Genomic DNA, 24,176 nt, shown 5'->3' on the forward strand with positions numbered 1-24,176 from the left:
GCAGGTCAGGAGTAGCGCTCGAGGATCGAGGTCTCGGCCAGGCGGGAGAGCCCTTCCTTGATGGCTCTGGCCCGAGTGGTGCCGACGCCGTCGACCTCCTCGAGGTCGCTGATGGTGGCTCGCATGATCTTCTGCAGATCGCCGAACTGGGCGACGATGCTGTCGACCACCGACTCCGGTAGGCGCGGGATCTTGGACAGGAGCCGGTAGCCCCGCGGCGTGACGCTGTGGTCGAGGTCGAGCGAGTCGTCCGGGGTGTGCAGCATCTCGGCCACCACCTTGAGGTCGAGGAGGTCCTCGGTGCCATAGCCGGCGAGGGTGTCCATGGCCTCGCTGAGCTGCCACCCGTGACCGGCATGGAAGTAGTCGCGAACCACGGCTCGGCCGTCCTCGTAGACGCCGCCGAGGAGCTCTTCGAGCTGGAGCATGATGAGTCGTCCGTCGACGCCGAGCTCGATGATGTCGGTCTCGATCTCCTCGGCGATGCGGCGAACCATCTCGGTGCGCTGCAGCACGCTGACGACGTCTCGGAGGGTGACCAGATCCTCGACCTCGAGCGCCGACAGCGACGCCGACACGGAGTCGAGCCGGGAGCGGTACCGCTCGAGGGTCTGCAGGGCCTGGTTGGCGCGACCCAACAGGCGGGCGGTGGGTTCGAGCGGATGCTTCTCGTCATTGACGTAGACGGCGATGACCGCCATGTCCTCCGACACCGAGATGACGGGCACGTCGATCGATCGGGCCACCCGCTCGGCGGTACGGTGACGGGTACCGGTCTCGGAGGTGGGGACGTTGGGGTTGGGGACCAGGTGCACGTTGGCGCGAGCGATGCGGGACGCATCGCGGGCCAAGATGATGGCGCCGTCCATCTTGGCCAGCTCTGACAGGCGCTGTGGGCTGAACGCCGCGTCGAGGAGGAACCCGCCCGAGCAGATGTTGAGCACCTCGGGACCGTCGCCGACGACGATCAACGCTCCCTTGCCGGCTTGCAGGATCCGGTCGAGCCCTTCGCGCAGCGGCTTTCCTGGCGCGATCGCCCGCAATGCATCGAGCATGGGGGTGCTACGGCGGGCAAGCACGTGACCACTCTACTCAGTCAGGACAACTGGCTCGGGAGTGATCGCTGTTGCCCGCTCGACCGCGACCGCCACCGTCGGGGCGCGCACGAGGTGGATCCCCGCCGGTCCGTCGGGCGCGGAGTCGGGCACCAGGGCGCGGGAGAACCCCAGACGGGCGGCCTCGGCCAGGCGTCGACCGGTCTGGGCGACCTGGCGCAACTCGCCACCAAGCCCGACCTCGCCGAGCACGACCAGGTCCGATGGCACGGGTCGGTCGAGTTGGGCCGATGCCACGGCGAGTGCCAGCGCCAGGTCGGCGCCGGGTTCGACGATCCGAACCCCTCCCACCGCAAGCGCGTAGACGTCGGTGCGGGCGAGTGGCACGCCCACACGCTGTTCGAGCACGGCGAGCAGGAACGCGAGCCGTCCCGGGTCGAGCCCCTGAGCCGAGCGGCGGGGTGACCCCGGCGCATCGCCGGTGACCAACGCCTGCAGTTCGACGAGCAGGGGGCGGTGGCCTTCGATGGTGGGCACCACCACCGAACCTGCAACCCCTGGTCGGCGGTCGGCCAGGAAGAGGCGACTGGGGTCGGGCAGCCCCATGAGTCCGCCCTCGGTCATCTCGAACAGCCCGAGCTCGTCGGTGGAGCCGAACCGGTGCTTGACCGCCCGCAGCAGCCGGAGGGCATGGTGACGTTCGCCGGTGAAGGACAGCACCGTGTCGACCAGGTGCTCGAGCACCCGTGGCCCGGCCAGCTCGCCCTCCTTGGTCACGTGGCCCACCAGCACCACCGCCACCCCGCGTTGCTTGGCCTCTCGGACGAGGTGGATGGCGCACTCGCGGATCTGGGTGGCCGAGCCGGCGCTCGAACCGACCCCGGGATCGGCAAGGGTCTGGATGGAGTCGACCACCACCACCGAGGGGCCGACCTCACCGATGTGACGCACCACCTCGTCGAGGCGGGTCTCGGCGACGAACCACAAGGTGGGTTGCAGAGCGCCGAGGCGCTCGGCGCGCAACCGCACCTGCTGCGCGGCCTCCTCGCCCGAGACGTAGAGCACCCGCTCGGCCCGGTCGGCCATCGAGGCCAGGGCCTGCAGCACCAACGTGGACTTGCCGATGCCGGGCTCGCCGCCGATCAAGGTGACCGAACCCGGCACCAGTCCACCCGACAGCACGCGGTCGAGCTCGTCGACGCCGGTGGGCTGGGCGCTCCACTCGGCAGCGTCGACCTCGCCGAGGGGTTGGGCCCGAGAGCGCTCGCCGGCGATCACCGGGCCGGTGGGTCGTGCGGCCGGGCTCGTCTCGACCAGCGCGTTCCACGCCCCGCAGGTGGGACACCGCCCTGCCCACTGCGGCGCCTCTCCCGCGCACTCCTCACACCGGTACACCGTTCTGGATCGTGCCATGGGGTGACGATACGCACCCGCGCCGACAGTGAGCGGTGGAGGAGGGCTCGAGCAGCGATCTCAGCCGGCGCGGCGCCGGCGCCGGCCGAACAGGTACGCCCGTCGCTGCGACGGGCGCTCGCGCCCCGAATGGGCGCGCAGGTCGATGGCCGGCGGTGTCGAGTCGCCGGCCAAGTCGATCACGACACCCTCGTCGGGATCGACCGGATCGACCGCGACCACCCAATCGTGGTCGTTGGCGAGCAGGACCCGCGATCCGACCAGCGAGCCGGCAGGGGTCGACGGGGCCGGCACGAGACGCTCGTCGCCGTCGTCGGTCTGCACGAGCATCGAACTGCCGGCGCAGCACTGCACGACCGCGGACCGGTACCGGCTCGGGACTGCGGGGTCGAGCGCATCGGTGGACGCGCGGGACGGATGCCAGGACATGTCACTCCTCGCCCACCCGCTCCGAGGCGACAAGCTAGAAGGTGGCGGTGGTCGAGTGGTGGATGGGCCCCGGCTCCGGCACCAGGGGCCGGGTGTGGCGCGGGCCGGCTCAGTTCGCCAGCAGGTCGGCGAAGCCTCGGATGATGCTGTGCCCCGGCGCTTCGGTGGCCCGCCCGGTCGGGCTGAACCAGGCGGTGCCGAACCCGAGGGAGTGGGCTGCCTCCAGCACCCGCAACCGGTCGTCGATCAGTAGGCACGATGCCGGGTCGACCGAGGCCATGCGCCGCAACGCCTCGAAGATCGCCGGCTCGGGAGTGCGGGCCCCAACGGTGCCGCTGACCACCCACGGGTCGATCAGCTCGCCCAGGACCAGACTGCGACGGAGGTGGCCGATCCAGGCGGTCGGCCCGTCACCCAGGTAGGCGACGCGGTAGCCGCGGTCGCGGGCCCGCACGACGAACTCGCGCAGACCGGGGGCGAGCTGGTACTGCCCGAGCATCTCCTCGTCCAGCCCGGCGGGGTCGCCCTCGGCGCCGATGGCGACCCAGAGCTCGGCGCTGGACATCCGGCCCAGCTCGGCCTGGGCGTAGTGCTCGGCGATCCGGGGGTACTCGAGCATCGAGCCGTGCGCCCGGGCGAAGGCCACCAGGTCATCGACGGGGTCGCGTACACCGAAGGCCACGCCGGGGCCCCCGATGACCACCAGTTCGAGGGGCGGAGGTGTGCTCGGCTCCGACCCGGCGCCCTCGGGCTCGGCGTCCTCGGCCGGGCTGGGCGGCACCGGGGTGTCGTCGGGGTCGCCCGAGGGAGCAGCTGCGGGCCCGGCGATGGGTCGTGGGGTGGACGCCGCCCGCCGGGCATCCCGGCGCCTGCGGCGACGGCGACGCCACGACACCAGCGCCCACGCGATGAGGATGAGCACGAACAGCACGGCGAACCCGACCGCCGCCGCGGCGAGCACGACCGACTGCACGCGCGAGGTCTCCGAGGTGGCGAGCACCGGCACCGGGTCCGAGGCGGCCAGCGTGGTCTCCCACCCCGACGACGCATCATCGGACTCGACCTGCTGGAGCTCGCCGGGCAGCTCGACCTCGAGGCCGAGGGCCACCAGCTCGCCGACCGGGGTCCCCAGCTCGGTCTCGAGCGCCGCCAGGTCGACCCCGAACGGTGAGCCGTCGAGGGCGGCCGCCACTGCCGGGTCGGCGAAGGCATCGACGCCGACCGATCCGTCGAGCACGCCCTCGAAGCGGAACTCCGAGGCCGCGAACCGCCGGTCGACACGCAAGCCGAGCTGGCCGTAGGGACCGTCGGGGCCGCTGATCTCCTCCAGCACGTCGGCCAGCTCGCCGGGACTCCCGAACGGCTTCTCGCCAGTCAGGGTGACGCTGCCGTCGTCTCCTTCGGCCACCTCGCCGAGGGTCCAGCCGGCCTCCTCCAGGTCATCGAGACGCAGCTGCTCGAGCCCCTCCAACCGGTCGATCACCTCCCGGTCGAGCCACACGTCGACCTGCACGGTCCCGGTCCCTGGCTCGTCGTCGACCACCACGCTCACCGTCACCTCGGCCTGGCACCCCGCGGCCAGCACGATCACGAGCGCGAGCAGCGGGACGAGGAGGCGGCGGGCGAGGAGGCGGCGGATGGGAAGGCGGGGCGCGCGGAGGTGACGGGCCGAGGCGGAGGGCATGGTGGCGATGACCATAGAACAGGGCGGGGCAGGCTCCCGACCACGTCGCCGAACGCGATGGTGGCCCCACCGCAGCGGGGCCACCATCGGTCAGCGTCGGGTGACGGTCAGGAGTCGGTGGGACCGGCCTCGGCCAGCTCGGGCTGGGGTGGCTCGAACCCCTCGACGGCGTTGAACACGATCGTCTCGGGCTCGTCGGGGGTCTCGGGGTCGACCCCGACATCGACGATGATCGTCTCTCCCGCCCGGTACTGCTTCCACAGCAACCGTTCGGAGAGCGGATCCTCGATGAGCCGCTGGATGGCCCGGCGCAGTGGCCGTGCGCCCAGGGTGGCGTCATAGCCCCGCTCGGCCAGGTGCACCTTGGCTTCGTGGGTGAGCTCGAGGCCGATGCCCTGTGCTTCCAGCTGGCTGCGGAGGCGCCGGATCATGAGGTCGACGACCTTGGTGACCTCGGCCCTGGTGAGCTCGTGGAACACGATCGTGTCGTCGATGCGGTTCAGGAACTCGGGCCGGAAGTGCTGCTTCAGCGCGTCGTTGACCTTTTCCTTCATGCGCTCGTAGGTGACGGCCTCGTCGTTCTTGGTGAAGCCGAGCGTGGACTTGCGCAGATCGGCGGTGCCCAGGTTGGAGGTCATGATCAGCACGGTGTTGCGGAAGTCGACCGACCGACCCTGGGAGTCGGTGAGGCGACCCTCCTCGAGGATCTGCAACAGGGTGTTGAACACGTCCTGATGGGCTTTTTCGACCTCGTCGAAGAGCACGACCGAGAACGGCTTGCGCCGCACCGCCTCGGTGAGCTGGCCGCCCTCCTCGTAGCCGACATAGCCCGGGGGCGAGCCGACGAGCCGGCTGACGGTGTGCTTCTCCATGTACTCGGACATGTCGAGGGCGATGAGCGCATCCTCGTCGCCGAACAGGAACTCGGCGAGGGTCTTGGCCAGCTCGGTCTTGCCCACGCCGGACGGGCCCAGGAAGATGAACGAGCCCGAGGGGCGCTTGGGGTCCTTGAGCCCGGCCCGGGTGCGGCGGATGGCCTGGGAGACGGCCTTGATGGCGTCCTCCTGGCCGACGACCCGCTTGTGCAGTTCGTCCTCCATGCGCAGGAGCTTGGCGGTCTCTTCCTCGGTGAGCTTGTAGACCGGGATGCCGGTCCAGATCGAGAGGACCTCGGCCACGGCCTCTTCGTCGACCTCGTCGAAGAGGTCGACGCCGGACTCCTTGATCTCGGCCTCCTTGGCCTCCTTCTGGCCCAGCAGCTCCTTCTCCTGGTCGCGCAGGGTTCCGGCGGCCTCGAAGTCCTGGGACTCGACGGCCTCCTTCTTCTGGCGCACGACCTCGGCGAGCTGGTTCTCGAGATCCTTGTAGTCGGGCGGGGTCTCCATGCGCTTGATGCGCAGGCGCGAACCGGCCTCGTCGATGAGGTCGATGGCCTTGTCGGGCAGGTGGCGGTCGGAGATGTAGCGATCGGCGAGGTTGGCCGCGGCCACCAGCGCCTGGTCGGTGATGGTGACCCGGTGGTGGGACTCGTAGCGGTCGCGCAGACCCTTCAGGATCTCGATCGTGTGGGCCACCGTGGGCTCGTCGACCTTGATGGGCTGGAAGCGCCGCTCGAGCGCGGCGTCCTTCTCGAGGTGCTTGCGGTACTCGTCGAGGGTGGTGGCGCCGATGGTCTGCAGCTCACCCCGGGCCAGCATCGGCTTGAGGATGCTGGCGGCATCGATCGCCCCCTCGGCCGCACCGGCACCCACGAGGGTGTGGAGCTCGTCGATGAAGAGGATGATGTCGCCTCGGGTCTTGATCTCCTTCAAGACCTTCTTGAGCCGCTCCTCGAAGTCGCCCCGGTAGCGGCTGCCCGCCACCAGCGCACCGAGATCGAGGGTGTAGAGCTGCTTGTTGTGCAGCGTCTCGGGGACGTCGTCTCGAGCGATCGACTGGGCCAAGCCCTCGACGATGGCGGTCTTGCCGACACCGGGCTCGCCGATGAGCACCGGGTTGTTCTTGGTGCGACGGCTGAGCACCTGCATGACCCGTTCGGCCTCGCGGGTGCGGCCGATGACCGGATCGAGCTTCTTCTCGCGGGCCATCTGGGTGAGGTTGCGCCCGAACTGGTCGAGCACGAGCGAGCCGGACTGGCTCTGCTCGCCCCCACCTCCGGCGGTGGCGCCGGCCTTCTCCGGACCGCCCTGGGCGCCGGGGCCCGAGTAGCCCGACAGCAGCTGGATGACCTGCTGACGCACCCGCGACAGGTCGGCGCCGAGCTTGACCAGCACCTGGGCGGCAACGCCCTCGCCCTCGCGGATGAGCCCCAGGAGGATGTGCTCGGTGCCGATGTAGTTGTGACCGAGCTGGAGCGCCTCGCGCAGCGAGAGCTCGAGGACCTTCTTGGCCCGAGGGGTGAAGGGGATGTGGCCCGACGGCGAGGAGCCGCCCTGGCCGATGATCTCCTCGACCTGGCTGCGCACGGCCTCGAGGCTGATGCCGAGCGACTCGAGCGCCTTGGCGGCCACGCCCTCGCCCTCGTGGATCAGGCCCAGGAGGATGTGCTCGGTGCCGATGTAGTTGTGGTTGAGCAGGCGCGCTTCTTCCTGCGCCAGCACCACGACCCGGCGTGCACGGTCTGTGAATCTCTCGAACAAGGAACTGCCTCCCACGGAGCGGGGGATCGTTCTTCGAGTGTAACCCCCACCCGTGCATTCACACGTCGGCAGAGCCGTCGGTTCCCTGAGGGCCTGCGAGTTACGTCACAGAGGCGTTTTCCCCTAGCCTCCACGGCGTGCCGGCCGCTCCCTTGCACCGCCATCCCGTTCTCGAAGCCGACCTGACCAGGGTCGAAGAGACCTTGCGCGGCTCGGTCGTCACCGACGACGAGTTCCTCACCGAGGTCGCCAGCCACCTGATCGAAGCCGGGGGCAAGCGGGTGCGGCCCCTGTTCTCGGTGGCCTGCTCGGCGGTGACCGCCGACACGCTGGCCAGGGCCACCGACGACGCCGTCCGGGGCGGGGTGTCGGTCGAGCTGGTTCACATCGGCTCGCTCTACCACGACGACGTGATGGACGACGCCACGACCCGTCGAACGGTGCAGAGCGTCAACGCCCGCTGGGGCAACCTCCGGGCCATCCTCGCCGGCGACTTCCTGCTGGCGAGGGCCTCGGAGATCGCCGCCTCGCTCGGCACCGATGTGGCCGGCCTGCTGGCTGCGACCATCGCCAAGCTGTGCGAGGGCCAGGTGCGTGAGCTGCAGACGATGTTCGACCCCACCCGCACCGAGGAGGCGTACCTCGCCTCGATCACCGGCAAGACCGCCTCGCTGTTCGCCGCCGCCTGCCGGATCGGCGCCATCGTCGGCGACCTCGAACGCTCCCAGATCGACTCGGTGACCACCTTCGGCCACCACTACGGGCTGGCGTTCCAGATGGTCGACGACGTGCTCGATGTGATCGCCACCGACGAGCAGCTCGGCAAGCCCGCGGGCAACGACCTGGTCGAGGGCGTGTACACGCTGCCGGTCATCCGCGCCATGGCCCTCCCCGGCGGCGACGAGCTGGGCGAGCTGTTGCGCCAGCCGCTGGCCACCACCAGCGCCGAGGCCATCGCCCGGGCCGCGGCCAGCAGCGACGGCGACCCACCGGCCGACCTCGTCGAACCGGTGCCACTGGGCGCCCCTGAGGTCGCCCGGGCTCGCGAGATCGCCCGGGCCAACGGCGGGGTCGACTCCGCTCTCGAATCCGCCCGCGACCAAGTGGGCGCGGCCGTGGCCGCGCTGGCTCCGTTCAACGGCTCCGAGGCGGCCACCGCGCTCGCCGGAGCCGCCGAGCACCTGTTGACCTCGGTCACCGACATCGCCGCCGCCAACCACCCCTGACGGCGCTGACCTCACCCCCCCCAATCGCGCTCGCCCCACCGCGTCAACCGCGCCCATGGGCGCGGCAAGCGCGCCCTGACAACGGTTCACGCGCCCATGGGCGCATGAACTGTTTCGGTCCGACCCCAAGGGCATGGAAGGAGTAGAACCGGCTGCCTCGCTTCCGTCGGCACCATCGCTGCATCCCAGTCCTACGGGCACCTGGCCAAGAGCGTCGTGTTCGGACTCGCGAGATTCGCTCCCAGCCGACACCTCGCAGCGGCGTCCCTCGCGATCGTCGGGGTGGCCGCTGGCACATGGCTCGACAGCAGACTCCGCGTCCCTCACACCAGGTGTCCGTCAGACCGGGGGATCTCCAGACGCGCGCGCCAACCCGCCAACGTCACAACCCCACCACTCGCCACCCCGGTCCCCCCGAACCTCACGCCCAGGCACCAGCCGCCCGAACTCCACGCCGACCAAAGACACCCTCGCGCCCCGCTCGCCACCGCGAGACTCCCACACAAGTTACCGGTCCGCAACCTTTTCCGGTGGCGACGACCGCGACCAGGGAGAACTCAGGTCTGTTCGGGGCGGAGCGTGGGGAAGAGGATGACGTCGCGGATGGTGGTGGTGTCGGTGAGCAGCATCACCAGACGGTCGATGCCGATGCCGAGCCCCCCGGTCGGAGGCAGCCCGAACTCGAGGGCCCGGATGAAGTCCTCGTCGAGCACCATCGCCTCGGCGTCGCCCGCCGCCTTCATCAACGCCTGGTCCTCCAACCGAGCCCGCTGCTCGTCGGGATCGACCAGCTCGGTGAAGGCGTTGCCCAGCTCACGGCCCGCCACGATCGGCTCGAACCGCTCGACCATGTCGGGCAGCTCGCGGTGGTCACGGGCCAGCGGGGAGACCTCCTTGGGGTAGTCGGTGACGAACACCGGCCCCCAGATCTCTGACTCGGTGGTCTTCTCGTAGATCTCCAGCACCAGCTTGCCGGGACCGTCGCCGTCCTTCCACGGGATGTCGTGCTCGTCGCAGATGGCACGCAGCTCGCCGACCGGCATGGTCACGTCGATATCGAGCCCGGAGTGCTCCTTCACCAACTCGACCAGGGTGGCCCGACGCCAGGGAGGCGTGAGATCGAGCTCGCGGCCGCCATAGGTCAACACCGTGGTGCCGCAGACCTCGGTGGCGAGGTGAGCGACGAGCTCCTCGGTGAGGGCCATCATGTCGGTGTAGTCGGCATAGGCCTGGTACAGCTCGAGCATCGTGAACTCGGGGTTGTGGCGGGTCGACAACCCCTCGTTGCGGAACACCCGACCGATCTCGAAGACCCGCTCCATGCCACCGACCACCAGCCGCTTGAGATACAGCTCGGGCGCGACCCGCAGGTAGAGGTCGAGATCGAGGGCGTTGTGGTGGGTGGTGAAGGGCCGCGCCAGCGCGCCACCGGGGATGAGGTGCAACAACGGGGTCTCGACCTCGACGAAGTCGCGGTCCTCGAGCCACCGCCTGGTGAGGCTCAGGATCCGGCTGCGGGTGCGCAACGCCTCGGCCTCGTCGGACACCCACAGGTCGACATAGCGTTGCCGGTACCGGATGTCGGGGTCGGACAGGCCGTGCCACTTGTCGGGGAACGAGCGGCGGGCCTCGGCCAGGATCACCCACTCGTCGACCCGGACCGACAGCTCGCCCCGGCGGGTGGTCATGACCACGCCCCGAACCCCGATCCAGTCGCCGAGGGAGAGATCGCAGAAGCCGTCGAAGTCGGGGGTGGTGGCGGCCACGCCGAAGAGCTGGATGCGGCCCGACCCATCCTGGAGGGTGCCGAAGGCGAGCTTGCCCTGAACCCTGCGCAGCATGAGCCGACCGGCGACGGTGACGACCGTGTCGGTCTCGGTGCCAGGCTCGAGGTCGCCCCACTTGGCGGCCACCTCGGCGGCGGTCGCGTCCGGTTCGAAGCGGTACGGGATGTCGGGGCGGGGGCTGGGTGCGTCGGGTTCGGTCATCACTCGGCGTTCTTGGCGTGGACGAGGCGGAGCCCGTGGAGGGTGATCCACGGTTCGATCTGGTCGATGGTGGCCGAATACGGGGCGATGAGCGAACCCAATCCGCCGGTGGCCACCACCCGGCACTCCCCGATCTCCTCCTCGATGCGGGTGACGAGGCCGTCGACCTGTCCCGCGAACCCGAAGATCGCTCCCGCCTGGATGGCCTCGACGGTGGTCCTGCCGATGACGCTTCGCGGCTCGATCAGCTCGACGGCGCGCAGGGCCGAGGCCCGCTGGAACAGCGCATCAAGGCTGATGTCGACGCCGGGAGCGATGGCGCCGCCGAGGTATTCGCCCTTGGACGAGATGACGTCGCAGGTGGTGGCGGTGCCGAAGTCGACCACCACCGTCGGACCGCCGTAGAGGTGCCAGGCGCCCACGGCGTTGGCGATGCGGTCGGCTCCGACCTCGCGCGGGTTGTCGGTGGAGATGGCGATGCCGGTGCGCACCCCTGGTTCGATCACCACGGGATCGACCTCGAAGTAGCGGGTGCTCATGTCGCGCAGCGCCGAGGTGATGCGGGGAACCCCCGAGGAGACGGCGATGCCCTGGATCGCCCAGGGATCCTTGGACAGGCGCGAGTCGAGGAAACTGCGGATGGCCACCGACAGTTCATCGGCGGTGCGCTCGGCGGTGGTGGCGATGCGCCAGTGGTCGAGCAGCCCTTCGGCCGCCGAGTTGGCCTCCGCCGCGTCGTCGCCGTCGTAGAGGCCGATGACGGTGGTGGTGTTGCCGACGTCGATGACGAGCAACATCAGGCGATCCCCTCTCCCTCGGGAGTGATGTCGAGTCCGATGTCGAGCACCGGCGCGGAGTTGGTGATGGCCCCCACCGAGATGCAGTCGGCGCCCACCTCCGCGAGTGCGGCGATCGTGTCGAGGGTGACCCCGCCGCTGATCTCGACCAGGACCCCGGGCCGCGCCGATCGGACCAGCTCGACCGCTCGGCGGGCGGTGTCGGGTGTCATGTTGTCGAGCAGCACCGCGGTGGCACCGGCGTCGACCGCGGCCGCGACCTGGTCGAGCCGGTCGCACTCGACCTGGACGGTACGGCCCGGCCACTGGGCCCGGGCACGTTCGACCGCGACGGCGATCGAGGTGCCGACCAGGTGGTTGTCCTTGAGCATCACCCACTCGGACAGGTTCCCCCGGTGGTTGGCGCACCCTCCGGCACGCACCGCCGCCTTCTGCAGCGCTCGGAGGCCGGGGATGGTCTTTCGGGTGTCCCACACCAGCGTGGTGCTGGATCCAGCGGCCTCGCGGTAGCGGGCCGCCATGGTGGCGACACCGGAGAGATGGCCGAGGAAGTTCAGGGCGGTGCGCTCGGCGGTCAGCATCGACGCCAACGGCCCGTCGATGCGACCGATGGTCGAGCCCGGCTCGACGTGGTCGCCGTCGCGGCGCGACCAGGTCACGGTGAGTGCCGGATCGACCTGGTGGCAGGTCTCGGCCACACAGGCGGTGCCGGAGACCAGCCCCGCCTCGCGGGCGACGAGCACCCCGCTGGCGGTCGTGGTGGGTGCGAGCAGCGCCGAGGTGATGTCGCCGAGGGGCGTGAGGTCTTCTGCCAGGGCGCGCCGGACCGCGTCGCGGACTGCCGGAACGGGGGGTTCGACGATCGGGTTCACAGGCGCACCAGCCTGCCCGGTCGACCGGATCGGTGGCGAGCCCGGTACCGGTTCACCGGTCACCGCCCCGACGCTGGATCACGTGCCGCACCCGCTGGTCGGCCGAGGGATCGGGGAAGTCGCTGCGGGTGTGGCACCCCCGGCTCTCGGTGCGGGCATCGGCCGCCGCGATCAGCGCGGTGGCGACATCGAGCAGGTTGCGCAGCTCCCAACCGGCGATGTCGCCGTGCTCGTCGACCGACACCTCGGCAGCCAGCGATCTGACGGTGGTGACGGCCTCGGCGAGCGAGGAGGTGTCGCGGACCACGCCCGCATTGCGGCTCATCACCTCCTGCAAGGTGGTCTTGAGGACCTGCGGATCGCCGTGCCCGGGACCGAACCGGAGGCCTGGATCATCGATGGCACGGCCCGCGATCGCCTCCCCGGCGTCGGCACCGGCCAGCGACCTCATCGCCCCGTCGGGCGACGGTCCGTCACGACCGGCTTCGATCGCCTCGACACAGCGGAACCCGAAGACCATGCCGTCGAGCAGCGAGTTCGAGGCCAGACGGTTGGCGCCGTGGACCCCGCTGCCGGCGGTCTCTCCCGCAGCCCACAACCCCGGCAGGCTGCTGGCCCCGTGGAGATCGGTCAGGATCCCACCGCAGTGGTAGTGGGCGGCCGGGGCGATGGGCAACAGGTCGGTGCTGGGGTCGAGCCCGGTGCGCTCGAGCGCGGCGGCGATGGTGGGAAAGCGGGCGGCGAAGTCCTGGAGGCCGCGGGCGTCGAGATAGCAGTGGTCGACCCCGAGGTCGAGCATCCGGCGCATCATCGCCCGCGAGACCTGGTCGCGGGGCAACAGCTCGTCGACGAACCGTTCGCCCGAGGTGTCGCGGATGAGGGCGCCGTGGCCCCGCAACGCCTCGGACAGCAGCGGGCGGGGCATCGCCGGATGGTGCAGGGCGGTGGGATGGAACTGCATGAACTCGAGATCGGCGACCGCCGCGCCGGCGCGCAGGGCCATGGCGATGCCGTCGCCGGTGGCCTCGGGCGGGTTGGTGGTCACCGAGTAGAGCTGACCCGACCCACCGGTGGCCAGCAGCACGTGTCGGGCGCGGATGGTGTGGAGCTTGCCCTGATCGTCGAGCGCGACGACCCCCCGGCACCGGCCGTCCTCGACGACCAGGTCGACGGCGAAGGTGTGCTCGTGCAACGCCGCGGCCGTGGCCCGCACCGCTTCGACCAGGGCCCGCTCCACCTCGATGCCGGTGGCCGCTCCCCCCGCGTGCAGGATCCGGGGTAGCGAGTGACCGCCCTCACGAGCCAAGAGGTAGCCGCCGTGCTCGTCGAGGTCGAACGCGGCGCCGAACCCGATCAGTTCGTTGACCCGGGCCGGACCCTCATCGACCAGGACCCGCACGGCATCGCTGTCGCACAGCCCCGCTCCCGCTGCCAGGGTGTCGGCCAGGTGCAGGTCGGTGGAGTCGGGGTCACCACCGAGGACCGCCGCCACTCCACCCTGGGCCCACCGGGTGGCCGACTGGGTGAGCTCACCCTTGGTGATGATGCCCACCCGCATGCCGTGGCTGCCCGCGGCCCGCACCGCAGCCGAGAGTCCGGCGACACCGCTGCCGAGCACCACGAGGTCGAGCTGCTGGTCGATCACGTGTCGCTCCCCGCGACGACCGCACCGACGTTGTCGATGAGCCGGGTCGAGCCGAGCCGGATCGCTCCCAGGAGCCGTACGGGTCGTGCGGCGACTGGTTCGAGCGGTCCGTGCGGTTCGAGAGCGACCGGATCGGCGACCTCGAGGTAGTCGAGCTCGGCCAGTGGCTCGGCCGCGACGACCTTCTGCATCGCCATCCGGACCTCGTCGGCGTGGGCGGCACCGGCTTCGACCAGCTCGGCTCCGGCGCACAGCGCCCGGTGGAGCACGGGAGCGGCGGCGCGCTGGTCGGTGTCGAGGTAGGCGTTGCGGCTCGACATGGCCAGACCATCGTCCTCGCGGACCGTCGGGCAGGCGACGACCTCGACCGGCATCGACAGGTCCGACACCATGCGCCGCACCACCGCGACCTGCTGGAAGTCCTTCTCGCCGAAGTAAGCCCGACACGGCCCCGAGATGGCGAACAGCTTGGCGACCACCGTGGCCACCCCGGCGAAGTGGGTGGGACGGCTGGCGCCCTCGAGCCGTTCGGACACACCGGACACCGACACGGTGGTGGCCACCGGCTGCGGATACATCTCGGCGGCCGACGGCACGAAGAGCACCCCGACACCCGACCCGGAGGCCAGCCCCCGGTCCCGGTCGAGGTCTCGGGGGTAGGCGTCGAGATCCTCGCTGGGGGCGAACTGCAGCGGGTTCACGAAGATCGAGGCCAGGACCACGTCGCACTCGGCCGCTGCCCGCTCCATGAGCGACAGGTGTCCGGCGTGGAGGTAGCCCATGGTGGGGACGAACCCGATGGTGCGACCCTCCCGCCGCTCACCGTCGAGCACCGCCCGCAACTCGGCGATCGTCGCCACCTCGCGCATCAGTGCCCACCTCCGGTGCGGCCGTTGGCATCGGCGACACCGTCCCGAACAGCGAGCAGGCGACCGGCTCGGGCGGCCATGGCCTCATAGGCCGGTCGCTCGGCAGGGTCGATCGCCGCCAGGTGCCGGTCGATGGTGGCCTGGTCGCCTCTGGCCACGGGTCCGGTGAGCGCCGCCCGCGGGCCCATCACCTCGACGTTGTCGATCGTGGTGCGAACCAGGTCGAGGTAGGCCTCGAGCGGGACTTCGGCAACGGCGGCGACCCGCTCCACCTGGGCGAGCAGCGCCACCAGGTGGTTGGAGGCGATGCAGGCGGCGGCGTGATAGCTGGCGCGGTGTTCGTCGGACACCTCGACCACCGTGCCCCCGAGGTCGGCGACGGCCCCACGCACCAGGCGGTCTCCCCCTGCGGTGTCGGCCGCCACGGCGAACCACGCGCCCTCCTGCAAGCGCCGGGCGCCGGTATCGGGACGCGGGATCGTCACCAGCGGGTGCATCGACGCGCGGTGGGGATGGATCCCGAGGACGTCGAGCCCCAGCGACCCGGCGAGATGGGCGACCACGGTGCCGGGAGCGGGGGTCATCTGGGCCGCGACCTCGGCGACCGAGGCATCGGGGGTGGCGATCACGCACAGGTCGACACCGATGGCGGCGGTGGCCAGATCGTCGCCTCGTCGGTAGGGCGGTTCGACCTCCCACCCCACGGCACCGAGGGCGAGCGCGAGCGCACTGCCCGCCCGTCCCGGTCCGATGATGCGCACGGTAGCCACGTGGTCCTCCGATCCAGCCCGCTGCGGTGCCGGTCGTCCCTTCGGAACGCTACCGGCCCGCGGCACCGACGAGCGAGGTCGTCGGCGGTCTCACCGGTCGTCCACCCGGTCGACGACGTCGGTCTCGTCGACCCGCCAGTCCAGCTCGGCCAGGTCCGGAGCCAGCTCGAGCAGCGGCACCTGGACGAAGCGCCGCTCGAGCATCCGGGGGTGAGGCACCTCCAGATCGGGCTCGTCGATCCGGACCCCGTCGATCCACACGATGTCGACATCGAGGGTGCGTGGCCCCCACCGCTCGACCCTGACCCGCTCGGCGGCAGCCTCGAGGCGGGCGCAGAGCCCGAGCAGTTCCCGGGCGTCGAGCGCGGTGTCGAGCTCGACCACCATGTTGAGGTACGGCCCTTGTGCCTCCGGCCCGCCGACCGGGGCGGTCTCATACACCGACGACGTCGCCACCAGATCCGGCATGGCGGTCACCGCCTCGCGGAGGCGAGCCCGCCGGTCGCCGAGGTTGGACCCGAGTGCCAGAAGTGCCCGGGCCACCGCTCAACCACCACGGGTGCGGGCGATGGTCACGCCCGCGGTGTCGAGATGGACCGGCACCGGTGGACGCAGCTTGCGGACCGTCACGGTGACCGCACGGACGTGCTGGGACGCGAGCACCGCGGTGGCGATGGCCTCGGCCAGACGTTCGAGCAGCACGAACCGGGTCTCGTCGACGATCGTGGAGACGACCTGGGCCAGGTCGCCGTAGTCGACGGTGTCGGCCAGATCGTCGGAGGCGCCGGCGGGCGCAAGGTCAGCCACCACGTCGAGATCGATCTCGAAGGGTTGGGCGCGCTCGCGCTCCTCGGGCAGCGCACCGCAGATGCCGACCGCCCGGATGCCCCGCAGCTCGATGCGGTCGGCTTCGGGACCGGTCACGTCTGCTCGGGACCGGGAATCCGACCCGCCACCGCGATCAGCTCGCGGCCGTCGGGGTCGAGCTGGCGCCCGGTGAGCTTCTCGATGGCGTTGATGGTGTCGGGACCGGTCTTGATCAGGCCGGTCCACAGCAGGTAGCCCGCCGCCACGCCACAGACACGGTCGCCGAGCTCCTCGCCGTGGACGAGCAGCTTGCCGCCGGAGGTGAGCAGCGAGCGCATCTGGGGGTAGAGCACGGTGAGCACTCGGGGCGCATCATCCTGGGCGGCGAACGGGCAGTGCACCCACTCGACCCCCAGCTCGTCGTAGTTGTGGAGGTTGTGGGCCGACGGGATCAGCGACACCACTCTCGTGAACCCCTGCTCGCGGACCCAGATGATCTCTTCCTGGCGACGGACCTTGCGGTGGTTGTGGCCGTACCCACCCGGTCGTTCGCTGATGGCGAGCTTGTCCTTGATGATCCACGAGAAGTGCCGTGGGGTGATGCCTTGTGCCCATTTGCCCTTCATGGCCATCGCGTGCGCTGTCTCCGTGTCGTGGGTGGCCTCAACCGGCGACCACCATGGCTGCATCTCGTGCCGGGCGCACATCGTGCACCCGTACCATCCTCGCACCCTTCGCGAGGCCCCAGGCCACCGTGGCCACGCTCGCCTCGATCCGGTCGTCGACCGGGACCGGTCCCTCGGCGGGGACACCGGGGTCGACGAGGGCGGCCTCGCGCAGGACCGCCCGTTGCGCCCGGGCCCAGCCGGCCCGGTCGGAGTCGGCGAGCGCCGCACCCAGGAACGCCTTTCGGCTGGTCCCCACCAGCACCGGAAAGCCGGTGGCGCACAGATGGTCGAGGTGGGCGAGCAGGGCCAGGTTGTGCTCGGCGGTCTTGGCGAACCCGATGCCGGGGTCGATCCAGACCTCGTCCACGCCCCCGCGACGCGCCGCCTCGGCCATCCTCGTCAGCTCGGCGGCGACCTCGGCGACGACGTCGTCGTAGTGGGCGAGCGATTGCATGGTGGCGGGTGTGCCGCGGCGGTGCATGGCCACCCACCCGACGCCGAGCTCGGCGGCGACCGGCGACAGCGAACCCGACACGTCGTTGATGAGCGTGGCCCCGGCAGCCACCGCCGCTCGGGCGACGTCGGGCTTGGTGGTGTCGATAGAGACCCGGATGTGGGGCGAGAGAGCCTCGATGACCGGCTGCACCCGTGCCAGCTCGGTGTCGCGGTCGACCTCCTCGGCGCCCGGTCGGGTCGACTCGCCGCCGACGTCGACCAGGTCTGCTCCCTCGGCGATCAGGGCCCTCCCGTGCTCGATCGCCGCGGCGTGGTCGAGATAGCGGCCCCCGTCGGAGAACGAGTCGGGGGTCACGTTGAGGATCCCCATGACGAGGGGGAGCTCGGTCATCGCCCGAGCGTACCGGCGAGCTCGACGGGCGTGTCGACGATGACGCTCGCCCCCGCCTCCTCCAGCTCGTTCCGGCTACCGAATCCCCAGGTGACGCCGACGGGGACGAGCCCGTGGTGGCGGGCAGCCTCGATGTCGTGGTGACGGTCGCCGATCATGACGCTCGACGCCCGGTCGAACGGCGACAGCGCCTCGATGGCACGACCGAGCGTGTCGACCTTGGGTTCTGGTGGGCTCAGCGGAGGCCCGGTGATCGTCTCGAAGTGCCGATCGAGGCCCAGGTGTTCGAGGATCGGTACCGCGTAGACCGACGCCTTCGAGGTGCACACGGCCAGCCGCTCTTCGCGCGCCAACTCGACCAGCAACTCGGGTATGCCGTCGTAGGCGACGGCCAGGTCGATCGAGGTCGGCAGGTAGCGGCTCCGGTAGGCCTCCACCAGGGGTTCGACCAGATCGTCGCTCTTGCCTCGCTCGGCGAGGATGCCGGCAACGGTGTCCTGCAGGGGTGGGCCGATGTAGCGCGCGATGTCGTGGCGGGAGATGGGCTCGAGCCCGAACTGGGCAAGTGCCGCGTTGTGGCAGGCGAGGATCGGCTCGGTCGAGTCGAGGATGCACCCGTCGAGGTCGAACACGACCACCCGTCGGTCGAGCATCAGTCCTCGGTGATGGGCACGGGTGCCGGCTCGGGAACGTCTGCGGCGGCAACGCCGGCGAAGATCTCGTTCAGCGCGGCGTCGTCGAGGGTCTCGTGCTCGACGAGCGCCTCGGCCAGGCGACCCAGCACGTCGAGCTGGGCGGTGAGGATCTCGGCGGCTTCGCGGTGCGCGTCGTCGAGCAGTCGGCGGATCTCGGTGTCGATGCTGGTGGCCAGTTCGTCGGAGTGGTCGGCCCGGTGGCCGCCGTCGAGACCGAGGAACACCTCGCGCTGGCCGTCCCCGGTGCGGCGGAGCCCGATCTGCTCGCTCATGCCGAGCTCGGTGACCATGGACCGGGCGATGGCGGTGGCCCGCTCGATGTCGTCGGCAGCACCGGTGGTGGGATCGCCGAAGACGAGCTCTTCGGCAGTACGACCCCCGAGGAGCATGGTCAGCTGATCGCGCAGCTCGGAGCGGGTGCGCAGATACTTGTCCTCGGTGGGCAGCGCCAGGGTCCAGCCCAGGGATCGGCCACGGGCCACGATGGACACCTTGTGGATCGGGTCGGTGTTGGGCAGTGAATGACCGACCAGCGCGTGTCCCGCCTCGTGGTAGGCGATGACCCGCTTCTCGGTGACCGACATGACGCGGCTCTTGCGTTCGGCTCCGGCCATGACCCGATCGACCGCAGCTTCGACCTCGGCCATGGTGATCAGCTCGTTGCCGCGCCGGGTGGTCAGCAGCGCGGCCTCGTTGACCAGGTTGGCCAGATCGGCACCGGTGAAGCCCGGAGTGCGGCGGGCGACCACCGTGGTGTCGACATCGGGGCCGAAGGGCTTGCCCTTGGCGTGGACGTCGAGGATCGCCCGGCGGCCGTCGAGGTCGGGCTGGTCGACCACGACCTGGCGGTCGAAGCGCCCCGGCCGCAACAGGGCGGGGTCGAGGATGTCGGGGCGATTGGTGGCGGCGATCATGATGACCCCGCTGCTCACGTCGAAGCCGTCCATCTCGACCAGGAGCTGGTTGAGGGTCTGCTCGCGCTCGTCGTGCCCGCCGCCGACCCCGGCACCACGGTGACGGCCCACCGCGTCGATCTCGTCGACGAAGATGATGGCCGGTGCCTGGGCCTTGGCCTTCTCGAACAGGTCGCGCACCCGGCTGGCGCCGACGCCGACGAACATCTCGACGAAGTCGGATCCCGAGATGGAGAAGAAGGGGACACCTGCTTCGCCGGCCACCGCTCGTGCCAGGAGGGTCTTGCCGGTGCCCGGTGGGCCCACCAGGAGCACGCCCTTGGGGATGGTGGCACCCATGGCCTTGAACCGCTCGGGTGCCTCGAGGAACTCCTTGATCTCCTGCAGATCCTCGACGGCCTCGTCGGCGCCGGCCACGTCGGCGAAGGTGACCGTGGCCTGGTCGGCGTCGAGTTGGCGGGCCTTGGATCGCCCGAAGCGCATCGCCCCGCCACCCGAGCGCATCGAGACGACGAGGTACAACAAGATGGCGGCGATGACCAGGACCGGGAAGACGGTGAGCGTGATCCGCAACCACAGCGGATCGCGCTGGGTGTCGGTCTCGAAGGTGACGTCGGCCTCGATGAGGCGGGTGGTGAGCTCGCCCTCGTACTCGCCCGGATAGGTGAGGCGGAACCGCTCACCGCCCGCGGTCTCGCCGGTGATCCGGTCGTCGCGGCTGTGGATGGTGACCGCGTCGACCTCACCGGCGAGCGCCAGGGCCTCGAACTCGATGAGGGTGAGCTCGTCGACATCGTCGCCACCGGTGTTCATGCGCACGAGGACCACGAGGGCGATGGCCAGCGCGACTGCGAGGACCAGGACCCGGCGACGTCGAAGGCGGGCGATCATGACGAGAGGGTACTGCCGGAGACCACCGCTGAGGGGGGCGACCGGGCGTGCAGGCTCAGTGATCGATGGGGCCGGCGTAGACCGCGATGTAGCGCAGGTTGCGGAACCGCTCGGCGGCATCGAGGCCGTAGCCGATGACGAACTGCTGGGGGATGACGAAGCCCACGTGGCGGACATCGACCTGCTCGAGGTCGGTGGAGTCGCGCACGAGCAGCGAGCAGACCTCGAGACTGGCCGGCTGGCGGGCCTGCAGTGTGCGGCGCAGATAGCTGAGGGTGAGTCCGCTGTCGATGATGTCCTCGACCAGGATCACGTCGCGACCCGACAGGTCGAGGTCGAGGTCCTTCACGATGCGCACCACCCCGCTGCTGCGGGTGGCCGAGCCGTAGGACGACACCGCCATGAAGTCGAACTCGACCGGCAGGTCGATCGCCCGCGCCAGATCGCTCATGAACATGAACGCACCCTTGAGCACCCCCACCAGCAGGGGTGTGCGACCGGCGTAGTCCTGGGTGATGGCGGCGCCGAGCTCGGCGATCCGTGCTTGGAGCTGGGCCTCGGTGACGAGGACCTCGCCGATGTAGGGATCGTCGGTGTCCGCCGTCGGCGAGTCGTCGTCAAGGGCCATCGGGCAGCGACACTAGCGGTGTTCGAGTCGCAGCCGCGAGTCGCTGCGTCTCACCTGCCACCCGCCGGTGACATCTGCCGCCTTGGCCGTCCCGGTGGCGACCTCGAGGACCCGCTGGACCGCAGCGGAGTCGACCGGGTGATCGAGTCCCGCAGCGTCGCTGACCCACCGGCGGATCGCCACCCTGGCCAGCGCCACCGGAGCCGAGGCGAGGGCACGTGCGTCGGTGGGGTCGAGCGGTGCCGCCTCGGCGGCGAGGTGGTCGACCGCGTCGCGCACCAGCTCGGCCTGGCGAGCGACGAGGGGGGCTACGTCGCGCCGGGCGATGTCGTCCAGCAGTGGGAGGGCCTCGTGGCGGATGCGGTTCCGGCGGTGGCGCGGGTCGGCGTTGCTGGGATCGACCAGCGGTTCGAGCCCCAGCTCGGTGCAGAGCTGCTCGGTCTCGTGCCGGCGGAGCCGGAGCAGGGGGCGGCCCTCGGCGCGCATGCCCGCCAACCCGTCGAGCGCCGCTCCCCGGATCAGGTTCAACAGCACGGTCTCGGCCTGATCGTCGGCGGTGTGACCCGTGAGCACCCCCGGTGGCAGGACCGCGTAGCGCGCCTGGCGGGCCCGGGCCTCGAAGTTGGGACCGGGCTCGACCGCGACCCGTCGGGAGTCGAAGGCGGCACCGAAGCGCGTGGCCGCCGCCGCAACGACCTGGGCCTCGGCGGCCGACCCCACTCGCGAGCCGTGGTCGACGTGCACCGCGGTGACCTCGCAGCCGGCGGCCACGGCGAGCACGAGCAGCGCGAGCGAATCGGCGCCGCCGGAGACCGCGCAGGTGACGGGGGTGGCCGCAGGAGGGAACCGGCAACGGGGAAGCAGCCGGGTGGCGACGGATGGGGCCGGCTCCGGCCGGATGGTCACGGCCTCGCCCAGCGGTCAGGCCGGTGCCAGTCCGGCACCCAACCGGCTCGACAGGCCCAACCGCTCGATCCAGAGGTCGGGGTCGCGGATCTCGTCCATCGACGGGAGGTTGTCGGGACCCTCCCACGCCCGGTCGAGCAGCTCGGGGCCGCCGGCGGCCTCGATGGCGGCGATGAACTGCTCGCCCTGCTCGTACTGGCTGAGCTTGGCCTCGAGCCCGAGCAGCCGCTGGATCAGCTTGGCGGGGCCGCGCAGCTGCTTGCGGCGGGACCGAAGGACCCGGCCGAAGCGGTCGGCGTTGGGGATGAGGTCGGCGCCGGCGCGGTCCATGGTGACATCGCCATGACCTTCGAGCAGGCTCATCAGACCGCTGAGGCGCTCGAGCACCTGACGTTGCTCGGGGCCGGCGAAGAGCATGGCGAGACCACCGTCGTCGAGCGGCTTCTTGCCCTCGCGGAGCGCCTCGGTGATGCGTCGCAGCGCCTCGACGAAGCGCTGCGGGTCGGGGTCGACCGAGTCGACGGTGGCTTCGACCAACGACAGGAAGTGCGGCCGCATCCACTCGATGCCGGTGAACTGGGCACGGTGGGTGACCTCGTGCAGGGCGAGCCACAGGCGGAACTCGCGGGGCGGGAACGCGAACCGCTTCTCGAGCGCCAAGATGTTGGGCCCGACGTAGTAGACGATGTCTTGGTCCTCGGGATCCTCGTCCTCGATGACCAACAGGTCGTACTGGCCGAGCACCCGGGTGGACATCCATCCGAGCAGCGCTCCGAGCTCGGCGCCGGCCACGCCGCGTGCCACCGGGGCGATCGGCCCCCGGCCCAGGCGCGGCCCGACCTTGTCGGTGAGGGGGCGAAGCAGCCGCTGGAAGGAGGCGACGTTGGCGTTGATCCAGCCCGGCCGGTCGGTGACCCGCGCCCGGGCCGATCCGGACAGCGACTGCAGCCCGGTGGCGTCGGCGACGAGCCGTTCGGCCTCGGCGGTGAACTCGGCGAAGTCGGGCTCGAGGGAGTCCCAGTGGTAGGAGTCGGCGAAGGGTTCCCGCCCGGCCACGCGCGTGGCGACGCTGGCGGCGAGCTGCCAGTCGACGGGACCGCTCACCGCTAGCGCCTCGGGTACCGGGGACGACTCACCTTGGCGAAGTATCCGACGATGGTCGCGATGAGCAACAAGATGGCGGGGATGGCGATGGCGACCCCGATCCAGTAGTGCCACGGGACGGCTGCGAGGATCATGAGGGCCATCCTAGGCGGGCATCGGGCGGTGGCTCACGTCGGGGTCGCGGCCAACGCGCCGGACCCGAGCGACAGATCAGCCCTCGGGTGCTTCCAGCGCCTCGGCCACCCGACGGCGCAGCGACTCGGGCACCTCGTCGTGGCACCGGCGGGCGATGACGATGCGCAGCTCGGCCTCGAAGTCGAAGGCCTCGAGGCAAGGGCTGCAGTCCTCGAGGTGACGGTGGATGGTGGAACGCTTCTCCTCGGTCAGCTCACCGTCGAGGAACGTGTACAGCTCGTGGATCGACTCGTCGCAGTCGCTCGTGCCGCTCGTGGCGTTGCAGTCACCAGATTCCATCTGAGCTCCTCGGTCAGCTGGGCTCGTCGCCAGCAGGTGTCGCGACCGTGGCCTCGACCCGGTCGGCGAGACCATGGGACACGGCGAACTCGTACAACGCCCGTTGGAGGCCTTTTCTTCCCCGGTGCAGCCGACTCATGACGGTGCCCACCGGTATGTCGAGGATCTCGGCGATCTCCTTGTAGGAGAAGCCCTCGACATCGGCGAGGATCACCGGTAGCCGGAAGTGCTCCGGCAGGTCCTCGATCGCCTGCTTCACCTCGGCCTCGCTGAACACGTCCATCAGCTCGTCTTCCGCGCTGCGGCCGATGGTTGCGGCCTCGAGCCCGCCGAGCCGACGGTACAGGTAGAGGTCTTCCACCTCTTCGAGATCCTGCTCGTCGGGGCGTCGTTGCTTGGCCCGGTAGATGTTGATGTAGGTGTTGGTGAGGATCCGGTAGAGCCACGCCCGCAGGTTGGTGCCCTCCTGGAACCCTCCGAAGCCCCGGTAGGCCTTGAGGTAGGTCTCCTGAACGAGATCTTCGGCGTCGGCGGGGTTGCGGGTCATGCGGAGCGCCGCGCTGTACAGCGAATCCATGTGCTGCATCGCCTGGTCGGCGAAGTCGGCCTGATCTGCCACGGTCCCAGGCTAGCGGCCGCGCACGTCACCCCACAGCAGGGCGTGGAACCGAGTGGTGCGGGTGAGAGCCCGGCCGCGATGGCGCTGACCGGCCTGCGTTCCCGTGGGTCACTGGTGGGTGAGAGCCCGAGAGGAGATTCGAACTCCTGACCTGCTCATTACGAGTGAGCTGCTCTGCCAACTGAGCTACCCGGGCGGGACGTGTCAGCGTAGCCGCGACGTCGCGCCGGTCCAGC

24 protein-coding genes and 1 tRNA gene are annotated in these 24,176 nt (G+C 70.5%); 1 reads left to right on the forward strand and 24 read right to left on the reverse strand.

Annotated features, from left to right (window positions below):
• Positions 1–5: 5 nt before the first annotated feature.
• From disA to U5K29_12700, 5 genes are all read right to left on the reverse strand, one after another.
• Complete coding sequence (gene disA / locus U5K29_12680; protein ID MDZ7679392.1) at positions 6–1,079, reverse strand: DNA integrity scanning diadenylate cyclase DisA; 1,074 nt, start codon at positions 1,077–1,079, stop codon at positions 6–8.
• A gap of 9 nt (positions 1,080–1,088) precedes the next feature.
• Positions 1,089–2,468 (reverse strand): DNA repair protein RadA, encoded by a 1,380-nt coding sequence (gene radA, locus U5K29_12685; protein ID MDZ7679393.1) that lies wholly within the window; start codon positions 2,466–2,468, stop codon positions 1,089–1,091.
• Between the two features lie 60 nt (positions 2,469–2,528).
• Positions 2,529–2,897 (reverse strand): hypothetical protein, encoded by a 369-nt coding sequence (locus U5K29_12690; GenBank protein ID MDZ7679394.1) that lies wholly within the window; start codon positions 2,895–2,897, stop codon positions 2,529–2,531.
• A gap of 109 nt (positions 2,898–3,006) precedes the next feature.
• Entirely contained in the window at positions 3,007–4,581 is a 1,575-nt protein-coding gene (locus tag U5K29_12695) for a hypothetical protein (protein ID MDZ7679395.1), read from the reverse strand.
• A 107-nt stretch (positions 4,582–4,688) separates the two neighbouring features.
• Positions 4,689–7,220, reverse strand: coding sequence for an ATP-dependent Clp protease ATP-binding subunit (locus U5K29_12700; protein MDZ7679396.1), 2,532 nt, complete (start codon positions 7,218–7,220; stop codon positions 4,689–4,691).
• A 137-nt stretch (positions 7,221–7,357) separates the two neighbouring features.
• Here U5K29_12700 and U5K29_12705 point away from each other — a divergent pair, with 137 nt between their 5' ends.
• Entirely contained in the window at positions 7,358–8,446 is a 1,089-nt protein-coding gene (locus U5K29_12705) for a polyprenyl synthetase family protein (GenBank protein ID MDZ7679397.1), read from the forward strand.
• Between the two features lie 557 nt (positions 8,447–9,003).
• Here U5K29_12705 and lysS read toward each other — a convergent pair.
• The 19 genes from lysS to U5K29_12800 form a co-directional block, all read right to left on the reverse strand.
• Positions 9,004–10,434 (reverse strand): lysine--tRNA ligase, encoded by a 1,431-nt coding sequence (gene lysS, locus U5K29_12710; GenBank protein MDZ7679398.1) that lies wholly within the window; start codon positions 10,432–10,434, stop codon positions 9,004–9,006.
• Positions 10,434–11,231: a type III pantothenate kinase gene (locus U5K29_12715; GenBank protein ID MDZ7679399.1), complete on the reverse strand. Its 798-nt coding sequence runs from the start codon at positions 11,229–11,231 to the stop codon at positions 10,434–10,436. Before U5K29_12715 ends, lysS begins: the two co-directional genes overlap by 1 nt.
• Entirely contained in the window at positions 11,231–12,103 is an 873-nt protein-coding gene (nadC, locus tag U5K29_12720; protein MDZ7679400.1) for a carboxylating nicotinate-nucleotide diphosphorylase, read from the reverse strand. Before nadC ends, U5K29_12715 begins: the two co-directional genes overlap by 1 nt.
• A 52-nt stretch (positions 12,104–12,155) precedes the next feature.
• The gene (nadB, locus tag U5K29_12725; protein ID MDZ7679401.1) at positions 12,156–13,748 is read right to left on the reverse strand and encodes an L-aspartate oxidase; all 1,593 of its coding nucleotides are present in this window, start codon (positions 13,746–13,748) and stop codon (positions 12,156–12,158) included.
• Positions 13,745–14,617: a pantoate--beta-alanine ligase gene (gene panC / locus U5K29_12730; GenBank protein ID MDZ7679402.1), complete on the reverse strand. Its 873-nt coding sequence runs from the start codon at positions 14,615–14,617 to the stop codon at positions 13,745–13,747. The genes nadB and panC overlap by 4 nt, the downstream gene beginning before the upstream one ends.
• The gene (locus U5K29_12735; protein ID MDZ7679403.1) at positions 14,617–15,387 is read right to left on the reverse strand and encodes a DUF2520 domain-containing protein; all 771 of its coding nucleotides are present in this window, start codon (positions 15,385–15,387) and stop codon (positions 14,617–14,619) included. The genes panC and U5K29_12735 overlap by 1 nt, the downstream gene beginning before the upstream one ends.
• Positions 15,388–15,477: 90 nt before the next feature.
• Positions 15,478–15,930 carry a 2-amino-4-hydroxy-6-hydroxymethyldihydropteridine diphosphokinase gene (folK, locus tag U5K29_12740; protein MDZ7679404.1) on the reverse strand — a complete coding sequence of 151 codons (453 nt, stop codon included), beginning with the start codon at positions 15,928–15,930 and terminating at the stop codon, positions 15,478–15,480.
• Positions 15,931–15,933: 3 nt separating this feature from the next.
• A complete protein-coding gene (gene folB / locus U5K29_12745; protein ID MDZ7679405.1) occupies positions 15,934–16,311 on the reverse strand; it encodes a dihydroneopterin aldolase in 378 nt (125 codons plus the stop codon).
• Positions 16,308–16,826, reverse strand: a complete 519-nt coding sequence (locus tag U5K29_12750; protein ID MDZ7679406.1) for a hypothetical protein — start codon at positions 16,824–16,826, stop codon at positions 16,308–16,310. Before U5K29_12750 ends, folB begins: the two co-directional genes overlap by 4 nt.
• 31 nt (positions 16,827–16,857) lie before the next feature.
• Entirely contained in the window at positions 16,858–17,709 is an 852-nt protein-coding gene (gene folP / locus U5K29_12755) for a dihydropteroate synthase (protein MDZ7679407.1), read from the reverse strand.
• On the reverse strand, positions 17,706–18,362 hold the full coding sequence (locus U5K29_12760; GenBank protein ID MDZ7679408.1) for an HAD hydrolase-like protein: 657 nt from the start codon (positions 18,360–18,362) through the stop codon (positions 17,706–17,708). Before U5K29_12760 ends, folP begins: the two co-directional genes overlap by 4 nt.
• Positions 18,362–20,209, reverse strand: a complete 1,848-nt coding sequence (gene ftsH, locus U5K29_12765; GenBank protein ID MDZ7679409.1) for an ATP-dependent zinc metalloprotease FtsH — start codon at positions 20,207–20,209, stop codon at positions 18,362–18,364. Before ftsH ends, U5K29_12760 begins: the two co-directional genes overlap by 1 nt.
• 55 nt (positions 20,210–20,264) lie before the next feature.
• On the reverse strand, positions 20,265–20,837 hold the full coding sequence (hpt, locus tag U5K29_12770; protein ID MDZ7679410.1) for a hypoxanthine phosphoribosyltransferase: 573 nt from the start codon (positions 20,835–20,837) through the stop codon (positions 20,265–20,267).
• Positions 20,838–20,849: 12 nt separating this feature from the next.
• Positions 20,850–21,743: a tRNA lysidine(34) synthetase TilS gene (gene tilS / locus U5K29_12775; GenBank protein ID MDZ7679411.1), complete on the reverse strand. Its 894-nt coding sequence runs from the start codon at positions 21,741–21,743 to the stop codon at positions 20,850–20,852.
• Between the two features lie 15 nt (positions 21,744–21,758).
• A complete protein-coding gene (locus U5K29_12780; protein MDZ7679412.1) occupies positions 21,759–22,847 on the reverse strand; it encodes a zinc-dependent metalloprotease in 1,089 nt (362 codons plus the stop codon).
• 2 nt (positions 22,848–22,849) lie between these two features.
• Positions 22,850–22,981, reverse strand: coding sequence for a hypothetical protein (locus tag U5K29_12785; GenBank protein ID MDZ7679413.1), 132 nt, complete (start codon positions 22,979–22,981; stop codon positions 22,850–22,852).
• Between the two features lie 76 nt (positions 22,982–23,057).
• Positions 23,058–23,321 carry a mycothiol system anti-sigma-R factor gene (gene rsrA / locus U5K29_12790; GenBank protein ID MDZ7679414.1) on the reverse strand — a complete coding sequence of 88 codons (264 nt, stop codon included), beginning with the start codon at positions 23,319–23,321 and terminating at the stop codon, positions 23,058–23,060.
• A gap of 13 nt (positions 23,322–23,334) precedes the next feature.
• A complete protein-coding gene (locus U5K29_12795) occupies positions 23,335–23,940 on the reverse strand; it encodes a sigma-70 family RNA polymerase sigma factor (GenBank protein ID MDZ7679415.1) in 606 nt (201 codons plus the stop codon).
• 123 nt (positions 23,941–24,063) lie between these two features.
• Positions 24,064–24,136, reverse strand: a tRNA-Thr gene (locus tag U5K29_12800).
• Between the last annotated feature and the right edge of the window lie 40 nt (positions 24,137–24,176).

Source organism: Acidimicrobiales bacterium (assembly GCA_034521975.1).
Classification (GTDB): Bacteria; Actinomycetota; Acidimicrobiia; order Acidimicrobiales; family SKKL01; genus SKKL01.